We start from the raw sequence: 14057 nt of genomic DNA on the forward strand, positions 1-14057 counted from the left end.
CAAGCTCGCCGGCGGCGTCCACCGTCTCGACGGCCAGCTCATGGTCGTCCTCGACGTCGATCGCGTCCTCGAACTCGAAACCAAAGTGCAAATGGCTGCGTGAGCCCAACAACATCGAAGCCGGAGAATAAAAATGAAGACATGTTTGGTCGTCGATGATTCCAGCGTCGTGCGCAAGATCGCGCGCCGCATCCTGGAAGGCCTGGAATTCGAAGTTACAGAAGCCGAGGACGGCTCGAGGGCGCTGGAGATTTGCCAGCAGAAGCTACCCGATGCCGTGCTGCTCGACTGGAACATGCCGGTCATGGACGGCTTCGAATTCATGGGCCATATGCGCCGCCTGCCCGGTGGCGACCGGCCCAAGGTGGTGTTCTGCACCACCGAGAACAACGTCGCCCACATCGCCCAGGCGCTCAGCGGCGGCGCCAACGAGTACATCATGAAGCCGTTCGACAAGGACATCATCGCCGACAAGTTCGCTGAAGTCGGCTTGATCCCGGTCGGACAAGCCTTTGCCTAAGCCTTCCTGGCCTGAGTGTTCCGGTAATCCTGAAAGAGGCTGCCCTGTGACCCCGCCCGAGTACGAGTATCTGCGGAAGTTCCTGAGAGACCATTCCGGTCTCGACCTGTCTGCCGACAAGCAATATCTGATCGAGAGCCGGCTATTGCCGCTCGCGCGCAAGGCCGGACTCTCCGGCATCGGCGAGCTCGTCCAGAAACTGCAAGCTGGTTCGAGCGCGCTGATCACCAGCGTGGTCGAAGCGATGACCACCAACGAGACCTTCTTCTTCCGCGACAAGGTCCCGTTCGATCATTTCCGCGATACGATCATGCCGGAGGTGCTGAAGGCGCGCGCGCCGCGCCGGAGCGTGCGCATCTGGTGCGCCGCCGGTTCGACCGGGCAAGAGCCCTATTCGCTGGCGATGAGCCTGAAGGAGATGGGCGCGGCGCTCACCGGCTGGCGGGTCGAGATCATCGCCACCGACCTGTCGCAGGAGGTTTTGGAGAAATCCAAGGCGGGCATCTACAGCCAGTTCGAGGTGCAACGCGGCCTGCCCATCCAGCTCCTGGTCAAATATTTCAAGCAGACCGGCGAGACCTGGCAGATCAATCCCGAGCTGCGAGCCATGATCCAGCATCGGCAGCTCAACCTGCTGCACGACTTCTCCCAGCTCGGCACCTTCGATGTGATCTTCTGCCGCAACGTGCTGATCTATTTCGACCAGGAGACCAAGATCAACATCTTCAACCGCCTCGCGCGTCAGGTCGAGGGCGACGGCTTCCTGGTGCTCGGGGCGGCGGAAACCGTGGTCGGGCTGACCGACAGCTTCCGTCCGGTTCCGGAGCGGCGCGGCCTCTACAGGCCCAATGACACACGCAGCGCCGGCGCAAAGCCCGCGATGACGGCGGCGCCTCCGAGGACCGCTGCGATGGCAGGGCTGCGCGCATGAGCGAGGATGGCAAGGGTGCGGAACGTGTGACGTTCAGTCGCGGCTATGACGTCTGCATCATGGCGATCGACGGGACCTGGCGTCGCGATTGCAAGCTCAACGCGATTTCCGACACCGATGCCATCCTCACGGTCGAAGGCTCGATCCAGGGCCTGAACCTCAAGGAATTTTTTCTCCTGTTGTCCTCGACGGGCCTTGCCTATCGCCGTTGCGAGTTGGTGCGCGTCAACGGCGCGGAAATGGACATCCAGTTCCTGCGCGGCAAGAACAAGAAGAAACGCGCCGCCGCGGGTCATGACGCAACAGTCTGAGCACGGCAGCGGCCTCTTGCTCGCTTTCTTAACGCGTTGTGTCGGATTTGCTCAAAACATCCGATTGAATTCGCGGCCTCCATTTTACGCGGCCTAAGCGCGTGCGCTGTATGAATTGCCGGTCTCAATCGCAGGATCCGGTAATGCCAAGAAGCTCCTTCTCCTCTCTCCCGTCAAACCTGTCCGATGCCGGCGAACGGCGCCCGCTGCAGCTTCTGGTCGTCGATGACGATGCCACGCAGCGTAGCCTGATCACGGTCGCAGCCAAGCATGCTGGCCATGAGGTGACCGTGGCGTCCTCGGTTTCGGAGGCGATCAGCAAACTTCGCGCCGGGCGCTTCGACTGTGTGACGCTCGATCTCGTGCTGGAGGACGGCGACGGCATCGAGGTGCTGCGCGTGATGTCGGAGGCGAAATTCGCGGGCTCCGTGATTGTCATCAGCGGCATGGATGCCCGGCGCCGCAGTGCCGCCCGCCACTTTGCCCGCTCCGTGGGGATCGAACTGCAGAGCCTGCCGAAGCCGCTGGATCTCGCGGCGCTCCGTATCAGCCTCGCCAATCTCGGCAAGACCACGATGGGTCTGCCGACGATGCATACCTGGGGCGGCGTCGCCACCGATGCAATCGTGGAGCGTCACCGCGCCTAAGACGCGCGGCATGCGCGCCGACTCAGCCGATCAGGCGCGGCTGCCCCGCCGCTGCGGTCGTGGTTTCAGCCAATCTGCCGGAATCAGAGAGCGATTTTAAGGCGACGTCGAGACCGACCCTGCAGGCGCCAAGCGCCGCGCTCGCCGTGGCGTAGCGGGGCGTGAGGTCGTCCAGCACGAAGACGTCGATGGAACCCGGCGGATCGCAGGCGTCAACCAGCATGATCGCGGCCTCGATCCGGCGTATGCTGGTCTCGATCTGCGCGATCAAAGAGCGAAGATCGGCCGCGATCAACTGACGGCTGTCGGAAATGGCCGCCGCGACACGCGGATCGGTGCCAGCAAAATTTTGCATGGATATTCTCCGTCCCCCAGCCATTAGGCACTACGCCGCTACTTGTGCGTTAACTTCATGTCCCGTACAAATGCGGGGTGGGCCGAATCCGTGCCGATCGCCAAAACGCTTGGCGCGGACACAAGTCTTCTCATGCCGGATGGACGTGGCACATGGCCGAAAAAACCTCCCGTGGCGAGATCTTTGTGGTCGACGACGACCCTGCCGTTCGCGACACCCTGTCGATGGTGTTGAAGGCGGCGGGCTATGAGGTGATCTGTTTTGCCGACGGCGCCGCGCTGCTCGCGGTCGCGCGAAACCGCACGCCCGCCGCGATCCTTCTCGACGTCCACATTCCCGGCAAGTCGGGCCTCGACATCTTGAGGGAATTGCACGGCGAGGATTATCCCGCGCCGATCTTCATGATCTCCGGGCAGGGCGATATCTCGATGGCGGTCAGCGCCATCAAGAACGGCGCACTCGACTTCATCGAGAAGCCGTTCCGCGGCAGCGAGATCGTCAACCGGCTCGACGAGGCAATTGGGGCGTATGCACGTCGGCAGGCGGAGAGCGCCTCGCCCAAGTTCGGTCAGCTCCACTTTCCCGGACGCGAGCCCCTGACCCGGCGTGAGCGCGAGGTGCTCGAGCAGTTCGCCGCGGGTGCCTCCAACAAGGAAGCCGGCCGCACGCTCGGGATCAGTCCGCGCACCATCGAGGACCATCGCGCCAACATCATGAAGAAGCTCGGTGCCCGGAACGCGGCCGATCTGATCCGCATCGTGATGACGGCCGCGCAACGCGCGTCGTAGACGCTCCTCTCTCGTGCCCCGGACGCAGCGCGTCACGCAGTGATGCGCTGCTGAGCCGGGGCCCATCTCTCCAGTTTAGAGCAAGCGTTGTGGGTCCCAGCTCTGCACAGCAGCGCTGGCGCGCTGCAGTGCGTCCGGGACACGAGAGAAAGCTCGAAACGCTTGCCTCAGCCGCCCAGCGCCTTGCGCAAAATCCTTGCGAGATCCGACTTGCGGTACGGCTTGGCGAGCAGCAGCACGCCGGAGTCCAAGCGTCCGTGATGGATGATCGCGTTCTCGGTATAGCCTGATGTGTAGACCACTTTGAGATCTGGCCTGGTCTTCAGGATTTCGTTGGCAAGCTGCCGGCCGTTCATCTTGCCCGGCATGATCACGTCGGTGAACAGGAGGTCGAACGGCTTTCCGGCCGCGACGATTGCGAGCGCGTCAGCCGCATTGGCCGCCTCCAACGTCGCGTAGCCCAGCGAGTGCAGCTGCGCCAACACATAGTCGCGCACCAGGCGGTCGTCCTCGACCACCAAGATCGTCTCGTCTCCGCCCTCGAGTGTGGCCGGCGTCACGCCCTCGCTGCTCGCAGTCGCCGTCACGCCAGGCGGCAGGTACATCTTGATCGTGGTGCCGTGTCCCTCTTCGCTGTAGATCCTGATATGGCCGGCGGACTGCTTGATGAAGCCATAGACCATGGAGAGGCCGAGCCCGGTGCCCTTGCCGGGTCCCTTCGAGGTGAAGAAGGGATCGAACACCCGGTCCAGGAGCTTTGCCGGAATGCCGGCGCCGGTATCGCTGACCGCGATCAGCACGTAGTGACCGGGGCGGATGTCGTTGATGTTGGCGTAGACCTCGTCGAGATAGGCAGCTCCCGTCTCCAGGATCAGCTTGCCGCCGTTCGGCATGGCGTCGCGGGCATTGAGCGCCAGATTGAGAAGGGCGGTGGTGAGCTGGTTGGGATCGACGATCGCCACGCAGCCTTCCGCCTCGAACACGGATTCGATCTGGATCTGCTCGCCCAGCGTCGGGCGCAGCAGCTTGGCCGTGTCGACGATCAACGAATTGACGTCGATCTCGCGCGGTTGCAGCGGCTGCTTGCGCGCAAAGGCGAGCAGGTGCTGGGTCAGCTCGGCGCCGCGCGCTGCGGCCTCGTCGATCATCTTGGTGATGGCGGCAAGCTGCGGCTCCTTCTCGACTGCTTCCGCCAAAATCTCGATCGTCCCGGTAATGACGGTGAGGATGTTGTTGAAGTCGTGCGCCACGCCGCCGGTGAGCTGTCCGACCGCCTCCATCTTCTCGGCGTGGCGGATACGTTCCTCGGCCGCGATCTTGTCGGTGAGGTCGCGGTAAAAGACATTGAACAGCAGTCCTTCGCGACGGTTCAGCGCGGTGACGCTCAGCTCGGCCTCGAACTCCTTGCCGTCTCGGCGGCGGACCATCATCTCGCGCCGGCGCTCGAGGAGCGTGCCGTCTCCCGAGGTCACGAAGCGTTGCAGACCGGCCTTGATCGTTTCGCGCTCGCTCTCGGCGACGATCAGGTCGATGTTGTTCCTGCCCAGTGCCTGGTCACGCGACCAGCCGAACAGCTTTTCTGCCTGCGAGTTCCAGGCCAGGATGGTGCCGTTCTCGTCGGTCTGGACGAAGGCGTCGAGCGATGTCTCGATGATGTTGCGGGCGAGCTGCTCGCTTTCCCGTAGCGATTCCTGTGCAAGCCGGGCTTCGGTCATGTCGCGCCCGACGAAATAGAAGCGCTTCATCTCGGCAGACCAGGTCCCGAGCCAGGAGAGCCAGACCTCGTGCCCGTCCTTGTGGAGGCAGCGAGTGTCGGCGAGCTTCGGCCGTTCGCCGCGCCGCAAGGCCCGCATATCCTCGCGTGACCGCTCCAGATGATCGGAATGGATGAAGTCGGCGCCGCTGCGGCCGACCATCTCCTGCGGCCGATATCCGAGGATGGCTTCGGAGCTCGGACTGATCTGGGCGACATAGCCCCTCGCATCCATGATCATGATCAGGTCCTGCGAGGCGTCGAAGATCCGCCGGCGTTCCTCAAGCTGTTGCTGTAGCGCCCGCTCGGTGCGTCTGGCTTCGGTGATGTCACGAGCCGATCCGGACGCGCCGATGATCTCGCCGCCAGGACCCTTGATCGGCGACAGGCTGAGCGCGATCTCGACAGGGGTGCCGTCCTTGCGCAGGCGCACCGTCTCGAAGCGCTCGATCGGCTCGCCGCGTGCGATCCGTCGCAGATAATCCTTGCCCTGCTCGCGGCGGTCGGGAGGCACGATGATCGAGGTGTGCTTGCCGATCGCCTCGTCCGCCGAATAGCCATAGAGCCGTTCCGCCGCGGGATTCCAGCCGGTGATGATGGCGTCGAGCGACTGCATGACGATTGCATCGTCGGAGGATTCGACCGCAGCATTGAACAGGCGCTCGCGCGCGGCATGATGGCTTCGCGCGGCCTCAGTGCGGCGGTGCTCGCGGACCTCGCGTTCGAGAGCCGCGGTCTTGGCCTGCACCTCCGCTACCATGCGCGCGAAGGCCCGTGCGAGTGCGCCGGTTTCGCCCGGCGCATCGACCGGAATGGCGATCTCGCCGCCTCGGCCGACGGTCTCGACGGCGCGCGTCAGTTGCACGACCGGCCGTGTCAGGGTTCTCGCGAGGAGGAGCGCCAACGCGGCTGCGCCAAGCACCGCAATCAAGCCGACCGACAACGTCGTGTTCTGGATCGCCGCGGCGAAACGGGCGAAAGTCGTGTTGGGGGCAATCTCGATGATTCCGAGCCACTCTTTGCCGGCTAGTAGCGCCGGCGCGAAAGCTGCGCCGCCAACCCGGCCTCGCGCATCCCTGACGACTTGGCCAGCACCCTTGCTGGCCCCGATCAGACCCGCAAAATAGGGAAAATCCTTCACCCAATTGTTGGGCTCGCCGCGCGCAAGGCCGAACTCGCGGCTGCGGTCGGGATGCACGATATAGTCGCCGCGCGCATTCACGACGTAGAGCTGCTCGCCCGGGCGGACCAGCGAACGGAGACGCTCCAGCGCCGGACGCATATCGACATTGACGAGGATGATTCCGAACGGCTTGCCGTCCGGCGTGAACAGCGCAGCGGCCACGCGCAGCGTCGGTGTGTGGGCTGTCGTCGTGCCGCCCCGATCACTCGCCGGTTCGAGTTGCGAGACGTAGAGCTCGCCCGGGGGAAGACGAATCGTGTCCTGGAAGTAGGTGCGTTCACCCTTGCGTTGGAGCTCGTCATTCGGAGCAACCCGCGCCGAGCCGCCGGGGCCGGTTCGGTCCACCCGGACCAGCTCCGGCTCGCCCTCCTCGACACCGATAATACGAAACTGCGCGTAAGCCGGCTTGGAATCGATCTCGGCGGCAAGGCGCGCCGCGAGGCGGTCGCGCCAGGTTTTCTCGGACACGCCATCCTGCGTGTCGGTCCCGCCCGCAATATGCGCGCGGATCAGGCCGTTGAGTGCGGCTGCCGCGCGGTAGCTGGCGATATCGCCGCGCGCGCCGGCGACGTAGCCTTCGATGTCGGATGCCAGCAGCCGCGAGTGGGTCTCGAGCCGATCGATCACCCGGGGCAGAACGGCCTGCTCGACGCTCGAGGAGCTCAGCCAGCCCACCGCAGCCACGGTCATCGCAACCAGCAGAGTCATGGCGATAGCGAGCCGCGTCGCCAGCGTCATGTCGCGCGTCTCGCGGTTTCGGGCACGGTTCGGCTTGTCCTGGTGCGTCGCAGAACCGCTGCCCTCATCATCTGCCGCTGGTGCTGGCATCAGGAGTCCTTGGCTTCCTCGCCTGGAGGCAATCGTCGACGGCCGCAAGCAGCGCCTCGGGGCGGAACGGCTTGGGCAAGCTCGCCACTGCGCCGAGCCTCGTCGCCATCTTCAGGAAGTCCGGCTCGGAATAAGCATCGGGCGCGGCCGACCGGCCGGAAATCACGATGATCGGCACCGCCGGCGCTCGCGCCCGGATGTGCCGCATCGTCTCCAGTCCATCCATTCCGGGCATGAAAATATCCAGGAACAACAGCTCGAACTGACCTGCCTCGAACAGTGCAAGGCCCTGGCGGCCGTCGCCGGCGACCGTTACGCGGTGACTAGCCCTCTCCAGCAGCAGCCGGATCGTCATCTGCACGGCCGGATCGTCATCCACGATCAGGATGTTGGCCAAGTTCCAGTCCCCCGAGCCTGGTCCAGGTCGACCATGTCGGTCGAAGCAGGGACTGGGAAATTGTTGCGCGGATTCCGCGTAACCTGCAAGCACTTCGCGACGATGGAATGTGTCCTGTGGCGCGGCTCGGACGAGAGCTACCCATATGCGCGCTTGTAAGCCTACCATGTTACAGCCGGTGGCTGTACCGCGTCTAGTCGCTCAGATATTCCGGATAACGCGCCCGGATCCTGTCGAGCTCGCTGAGCGTGCCTGACAGATGCGTACGCAAGTGCTGCTGCGCGGTAACGGCGTCGCCGGCCTCGATCGCGCGGGTGATCAATCTGTGGTGCCGCACGATGTTCTGGGCCTTGCCGGGGGAAGGCAGGTGCAGCCGCCGCAAACGGTCGATATGTCCGCTGCGGCTGCGCACCAGCGTCCAGAGCTCCTGCTTCCCCGCGGCCGTGTAGAGCTGGGCGTGGAAATCATTGTCGCCAGCGATGAAGCTCTCGAAATCTCCGCCCTTGGCGAATTGCTGCTGGAGCGCGATCGCGTGGTCGAGGCGGATGATCAGGGATTCGTCATGGTTCTCCGCGAGCAGCCGCACGATCTCGAGCTCCAGCGCCTGGCGCAGGAAATGCGCCTGCTGGGCGCGGCCGACATCGACCCGGCTGACCACCGTCGCGTGCTGCGGAAACACGTCGACGAGCCCTTCTTCCTCCAGCCGCATCAATGCGTCGCGGATTGGCGTCGAGCTGACGCCGAATTGCGCGGCGAGAGCGGCGCGCGACAGCGGCGAGCCCGGCGGCAGATCAAGGGACAGGATCGCATTGCGCAGCCGCTCGAACACCTGTGGGGCGGCCTGCCGGGCGCGGTCGAGCCGCGCGCCGGGACGGGTCGCCGCGCGAGGCGCGGTATGGGGCACTTCCATGGCGGCGGCTCCGCGCGCTTGCCTTTGATGCACTAATGCATTAGTGCATCAGCAGCGCCGCCCGTCAATGCCGGCCGGAGGAAACGAACAACAATGATCAAGCAGTTCCAGCATGGCTTCGTTGCCGTCGCCCTGATCGTCGCCGTAAGCGCCACTCTGGCCGTATCGGCGGCCCCCGCGAGAGCGCAGCAGAAGTCCGAGGTCGCGCTGTCGCGCCAGCCCGGCATCTTCTACATGCCGAGCCACATCATGGAAAAACAGAAGCTGATCGAGAAGCATGCGGCTTCGCTCGGCGTATCAGGCGTTACCACCAAATGGATCACCTTTTCCGGCGGCGGCGCGCAGACCGACGCGCTACTCGCGGGCGGCGTCGACATCCTCAACACCGGCACCGGCAATCTCCTGCTGCTGTGGGATCGCACCCGCGGTGGTGTGAAGGGCATCGTCGCCACCTCGGCGCAGCCGATGACGCTGATCAGCAGGGATCCCAATATCAAGTCGATCAAGGATTTTGGCCCGACCGACAAGATCGCGGTCCCGACGGTGAAGGTCTCGACCCAGGCCATCGTGTTGCAGATCGCAGCTGCCGAAGCCTTTGGCGCCGATCAGTGGTCGAAGCTCGATGCCAACACGGTGCAGCTCGGTCACCCCGACGCCTATGCCGCGCTCGTCAATCCCAAGCACGAGGTGCACAGTCACTTCTCGATTCCGCCGTTCAGCTTCCTCGAGCTGAAGAACGTGCCGGGCGCGCATGTGGTGCTGAATTCACCCGACGTGATGGGCGGACCTTTGAGCCAGGCGCAGTTCTTCACCACCACAAAATTTGCCGACGCCAATCCAAAGATCATCCAGGCCGTGCGCGACGCGACCAAGGAAGCGCAGGACCTGATCCGCAGCGACACCAGGCAAGCGGTCGAGATCTACAAGGAGGTCACCGGCGACAAGACCTCGGTCGAGGAGCTGCTGGATCTGCTCAAGCAGCCCGGCATGATGGAATGGAATCTCGAACCGCAGGGCACGATGAAGTTCGCCGCCCACCTGTTCAAGACCGGAACGCTGAAGACCCAGCCGAAGGCGTGGACGGACTATTATCTCCCCGTTGCGCACGATCTGAAGGGCAGCTGAGCCCATGGCGCTTCTCGATGTCAGCGGGGTGACGCTGCGCTACAAGACCTCGAGCGCCGTCGTCACCGCGACCGAAAAGGTCTCTTTCACCGTCGACAAGTCCGATCGCTTCGTGCTGCTCGGACCGTCCGGCTGCGGCAAGTCGACTCTGCTCAAGGCAGTCGGCGGCTACATGATTCCGAGCGAAGGGCGGATGGCGATCCAGGGACGCGATATCGTCGGTCCCGGCGCGGACCGGATGATGATCTTCCAGGAGTTCGACCAGCTCCTGCCCTGGAAGACCGTGCTCGCCAACGTGATGTTTCCGCTCCTGACCGCACGGCGGCTGCCGCGCAAGGAGGCCGAGACGCGTGCGCGAGCCTATATCGAGAAGGTCGGGCTGACCCGCGTGGTCGATGCCTATCCGCACACGCTCTCCGGCGGCATGAAGCAGCGCGTCGCCATCGCCCGCGGCATGGCGATGGAGCCGGACATTCTGCTGATGGACGAGCCTTTCGCGGCGCTCGATGCGCTGACGCGGCGAACCTGCCAGGACGAATTGCTCCAGCTCTGGAGCGAGACCAAATTCACCGTGCTGTTCGTCACCCATTCGATCGCGGAGGCGATCCGGATCGGCAACCGCATCCTGCTGCTGTCGCCGCATCCCGGACGCGTCAAGGCGGAGGTCGTCGATGTCGACCGCGTCTCCACCGACGATGGCAGCGCCGGGCGGCTGGAGAAGGAGATTCATGATCTCCTATTCTCGTCCGCGGCAACGGCACATTGAGGGAGCCGGTCATGAGCGAAGCGAGAATTCTGCTGCGAGCCGCATCGGCTGCGGACGCCGTCAGTGCCGGGGAAGTCGAGCGCAAGCTGAACGCCCTTGAGCTGTTGTGGAACGACGGCTTCATCCGCAAGGCCGTCATCATCCTGTTCCTGGCCGCAATCTGGGAAGCTTACGGCGTTTATCTCGATAACCCCCTGCTATTCCCGACGCTGCACGACACCATTGCCACGCTGTTCGAGCGCGTCAAAGACGGTACCATTCCGCTGCGCGCCTGGACTTCGCTCAAGGTGCTGTTCATGGGGTATTCGGCGGGCATCGCGCTCGCCGCCATCTTCACCGTGCTCGCGATCTCGACCCGTATCGGCACCGATTTCCTGGAGACGGTGACGGCAATGTTCAACCCGCTGCCGGCGATCGCGTTGTTGCCCTTGGCGCTGATCTGGTTCGGGCTCGGCAATGGCAGCCTCGTCTTCGTGCTGATCCATTCGGTGCTGTGGCCGGTTGCGCTCAATACTCACTCCGGCTTCAAGAGCGTGTCCAACACGCTGCGCATGGTCGGGCGCAATTACGGCCTGCGCGGATTGCCTTATGTCGCAAAGATCCTGATCCCGGCCGCATTCGGCTCGATCCTCACGGGACTGAAGATCGGCTGGGCCTTCGCCTGGCGCACGCTGATCGCGGCCGAGCTGGTGTTCGGCGTGTCCTCGGGGCAGGGCGGCCTCGGCTGGTTCATCTTCGAGAATCGCAACCTGCTCGACATCCCCGCGGTCTTCGCAGGCCTCTTGACCGTCATTATCATCGGGCTCTTTGTCGAGAACCTGATCTTCCGCGCCATCGAGCGGAATACCGTCCAGAAATGGGGTACCCAATCATGACCAAGAAAAAGACGCCCGATCAGCTCCGCAGCGCGCGCTGGTTCGCCCCTGATGACCTCCGTTCGTTCGGCCATCGCTCGCGCACCATGCAGATGGGCTACGCGCCGGAGGAGTGGAAGGACCGGCCGATCATCGCCATCCTCAATACATGGTCGGACGCGCAGCCCTGCCACATGCACTTCAAGTCGCGCGTCGACGACGTCAAGCGCGGCATCCTGATGGCCGGCGGTCTGCCGATCGAGTTGCCGGCGCTGTCGCTGTCGGAATCGCTGCTGAAGCCGACCACGATGCTCTACCGCAACCTGCTGGCGATGGACGCGGAGGAGCTGCTGCGCAGCCATCCCGTCGACGCCGTCGTGCTGATGGGCGGCTGCGACAAGACCACGCCAGCGCTGCTGTTGGGCGCCACCTCGATGAACATCCCCGCGATCTATCTGCCGGCAGGTCCCATGCTGCGCGGCAACTGGAAGGGCAAGACGCTGGGCTCGGGCTCCGACGGCTGGAAGTACTGGGACGAGCGGCGCGCCGGAAAGATCTCCGACAAGGACTGGGTCGATATCGAAGCCGGTATCGCCCGCAGCTACGGTACCTGCATGACCATGGGCACGGCCTCGACCATGACCGCGATTGCGGAAGCGATCGGCATGACGCTGCCCGGCGCCTCCTCGATCCCCGCCGCTGACGCCAACCACATCCGCATGGCCTCCGAATGCGGACGCCGCATCGTCGAGATGGTCTGGGAGGATTTGACGCCGAAGACGATCCAGACGCGAAAGGCGTTCGAGAACGCGATTGCGGTTGCGATGGCGATGGGCTGCTCGACCAATGCGATCATCCACCTGATCGCGCAGGCGCGCCGCGCCGGCCAGGACATCGGCCTCGATGACTTTGAGAAGGCCAGCCGCAAGGTACCCGTGATCGCCAACGTGCGACCGAGCGGCGATGCTTATCTGATGGAAGATTTCTTCTACGCCGGCGGCCTGCCGGCTCTGATGGAGCAGATCAAGCAGCACCTGCATCTGGATTGCGTCACGGTCACCGGGAAAACGCTTGGCGAGAACATCACCGGCGCTGAGGTCCACAATGATGATGTCATCCGCCCAGTCGACAATCCCATCTACAAAGAGGGCGCGCTCGCCGTGCTCAAGGGCAATCTTGCGCCGGACGGCTGCGTGATCAAGCCGAGCGCTTGCGCGCCGCGCTTCCTCAAGCACACCGGGCCGGCGCTGGTGTTCGATGACTATCCGTCCATGAAGAAGGCGGTTGACGATCCCGACCTCGACGTCACCGAGGATCATATCCTCATCCTGCGCAACGCGGGGCCCCAGGGCGGGCCGGGCATGCCGGAATGGGGCATGCTGCCGATCCCGACGAAACTCGTGAAGCAGGGCGTGCGCGACATGGTGCGCGTCTCGGACGCGCGCATGAGCGGCACCAGCTATGGCGCCTGTATCTTGCACGTCGCGCCGGAGTCTTATGTCGGCGGCCCGCTCGCGCTGGTGAGGAACGGCGACCGCATCACGCTCGACGTCGCCGCGCGCACCATCAATCTGGATGTGCCGGAGGCCGAGCTCGCCAAACGCCGCGCGGAATGGAAGCAGCCCGAGCGCCGCTTCGAGCGCGGCTATGGCTGGATGTTCACCAAACACATCAAGCAGGCCAATGACGGCTGCGACTTTGATTTCCTGGAGACCGGTTTCGGCGCACCGATCGGCGAGCCGTCGATTTATTGATCCGCCCGTCGTTCCGGGGCGATGCGAAGCATCGAACCCGGAACCCATTGCTCCGCAGCGTTTGCGGCCCGATGGATTCCGGGTTCGCGCTTCGCGCGCCCCGGAATGACGAAAGAGAGAGTGAGAACAAAATGACAAAACTCAGCGACGCCACCCGCAACAAGCTCAAGTCGGTCTCCACCGCCACCGTCGCCACCGCGCTGTTCAAGCGTGGCCTGCGCATCCAGATGATCCAGGATGTGCACCCCTTGAGCCCCGATCAGCCGACCATGGTCGGCGAGGCCTTCACGCTGCGCTACATGCCGGCGCGCGAGGATCTCAACACCATCGATGTGTTCAAGGACCGCTCCCACCCGCAGCGCAAGGCGGTGGAGGATTGCCCGCCCGGGGCCGTGCTGGTGATGGACAGCCGCAAGGACGCGCGCGCCGCATCCGCCGGCGCGATCCTGGTGACGCGATTGATGAAGCGCGGCGTCGCCGGTGTCGTCACCGACGGCGGCTTTCGTGATTCCGCCGAGATCGCCAAGCTCGGCTTCCCGGCCTTCCATCACCGCCCGAGCGCGCCGACCAACCTCACGCTGCACCAGGCGATCGAGATTAACGTCCCGATCGGCTGCGGCGACGCGCCGGTGTTTCCCGGCGACGTCATCCTCGGTGATGCTGATGGCGTGATCGTCATTCCCGCGCATCTCGCCGATGAGATTGCCAACGAGACGTTCGAGATGACCGCGTTCGAGGACTTCGTCACGGAAGAAGTCGGCAAGGGCCGTGGTATCTTCGGGCTCTATCCGGCCACCGACCCGCAGACACTCACCGACTTCGCGGCCTGGCGCAAGGCGAACGGCCGTTAGAGCATGATCCGGAAAAGTGTGACGCGGTTTTCCCTCGCGACAAACGCGGAACGCGTTTGTGCGGAGATCATGCTCAAACAACGA

General features: G+C 64.1%; 14 protein-coding genes and 1 pseudogene. 11 read left to right on the forward strand and 4 right to left on the reverse strand.

The genetic code is table 11. The annotated features are described in order from the left end of the window. The 5 genes and pseudogenes from SO140_RS00005 to SO140_RS00025 form a co-directional block, all read left to right on the forward strand. Positions 1-103: pseudogene (locus tag SO140_RS00005) on the forward strand (chemotaxis protein CheW); the annotation flags it as partial. A gap of 30 nt (positions 104-133) precedes the next feature. Next, positions 134-520 (forward strand): response regulator, encoded by a 387-nt coding sequence (locus tag SO140_RS00010; RefSeq protein WP_449384155.1) that lies wholly within the window; start codon positions 134-136, stop codon positions 518-520. 46 nt (positions 521-566) lie between these two features. After that, positions 567-1451, forward strand: a complete 885-nt coding sequence (locus SO140_RS00015) for a CheR family methyltransferase (protein ID WP_449384156.1) — start codon at positions 567-569, stop codon at positions 1449-1451. Then, positions 1448-1762: a PilZ domain-containing protein gene (locus SO140_RS00020; protein WP_212402411.1), complete on the forward strand. Its 315-nt coding sequence runs from the start codon at positions 1448-1450 to the stop codon at positions 1760-1762. Before SO140_RS00015 ends, SO140_RS00020 begins: the two co-directional genes overlap by 4 nt. A gap of 143 nt (positions 1763-1905) precedes the next feature. After that, positions 1906-2409, forward strand: a complete 504-nt coding sequence (locus SO140_RS00025) for a response regulator (protein WP_449384157.1) — start codon at positions 1906-1908, stop codon at positions 2407-2409. A gap of 22 nt (positions 2410-2431) precedes the next feature. Here the strand turns inward: SO140_RS00025 and SO140_RS00030 are convergent, their stop codons facing one another. Next, positions 2432-2764 carry a hypothetical protein gene (locus tag SO140_RS00030; RefSeq protein WP_449384158.1) on the reverse strand — a complete coding sequence of 111 codons (333 nt, stop codon included), beginning with the start codon at positions 2762-2764 and terminating at the stop codon, positions 2432-2434. Between the two features lie 152 nt (positions 2765-2916). Here SO140_RS00030 and SO140_RS00035 point away from each other — a divergent pair, with 152 nt between their 5' ends. After that, complete coding sequence (locus tag SO140_RS00035; protein WP_449384159.1) at positions 2917-3552, forward strand: response regulator transcription factor; 636 nt, start codon at positions 2917-2919, stop codon at positions 3550-3552. Between the two features lie 167 nt (positions 3553-3719). Here SO140_RS00035 and SO140_RS00040 read toward each other — a convergent pair whose 3' ends face one another. The 3 genes from SO140_RS00040 to SO140_RS00050 all read right to left on the reverse strand — a co-directional run bounded on the left by SO140_RS00040 (position 3720) and on the right by SO140_RS00050 (position 8623). Beyond that, entirely contained in the window at positions 3720-7316 is a 3597-nt protein-coding gene (locus SO140_RS00040; RefSeq protein WP_474802259.1) for a PAS domain S-box protein, read from the reverse strand. Beyond that, positions 7294-7713 (reverse strand): response regulator, encoded by a 420-nt coding sequence (locus tag SO140_RS00045; RefSeq protein ID WP_474802261.1) that lies wholly within the window; start codon positions 7711-7713, stop codon positions 7294-7296. The genes SO140_RS00040 and SO140_RS00045 overlap by 23 nt, the downstream gene beginning before the upstream one ends. Before the next feature lie 193 nt (positions 7714-7906). Beyond that, complete coding sequence (locus SO140_RS00050; protein WP_449384162.1) at positions 7907-8623, reverse strand: GntR family transcriptional regulator; 717 nt, start codon at positions 8621-8623, stop codon at positions 7907-7909. 93 nt (positions 8624-8716) lie between these two features. On the opposite strand from SO140_RS00050, the gene SO140_RS00055 reads away from it, so the two are divergent. From SO140_RS00055 to SO140_RS00075, 5 genes are all read left to right on the forward strand, one after another. Continuing rightward, a complete protein-coding gene (locus SO140_RS00055) occupies positions 8717-9748 on the forward strand; it encodes an ABC transporter substrate-binding protein (RefSeq protein ID WP_449384163.1) in 1032 nt (343 codons plus the stop codon). 4 nt (positions 9749-9752) lie between these two features. Further along, positions 9753-10514 carry an ABC transporter ATP-binding protein gene (locus tag SO140_RS00060; protein WP_474802264.1) on the forward strand — a complete coding sequence of 254 codons (762 nt, stop codon included), beginning with the start codon at positions 9753-9755 and terminating at the stop codon, positions 10512-10514. 11 nt (positions 10515-10525) lie between these two features. Then, positions 10526-11389 (forward strand): ABC transporter permease, encoded by an 864-nt coding sequence (locus tag SO140_RS00065; RefSeq protein WP_449384165.1) that lies wholly within the window; start codon positions 10526-10528, stop codon positions 11387-11389. After that, the gene (gene araD, locus SO140_RS00070; protein ID WP_474802266.1) at positions 11386-13122 is read left to right on the forward strand and encodes an L-arabinonate dehydratase; all 1737 of its coding nucleotides are present in this window, start codon (positions 11386-11388) and stop codon (positions 13120-13122) included. The genes SO140_RS00065 and araD overlap by 4 nt, the downstream gene beginning before the upstream one ends. A gap of 131 nt (positions 13123-13253) precedes the next feature. Beyond that, the gene (locus SO140_RS00075) at positions 13254-13973 is read left to right on the forward strand and encodes a ribonuclease activity regulator RraA (protein WP_449384167.1); all 720 of its coding nucleotides are present in this window, start codon (positions 13254-13256) and stop codon (positions 13971-13973) included. Positions 13974-14057 lie beyond the last annotated feature (84 nt).

This window comes from Bradyrhizobium sp. UFLA05-108 (assembly GCF_059803455.1).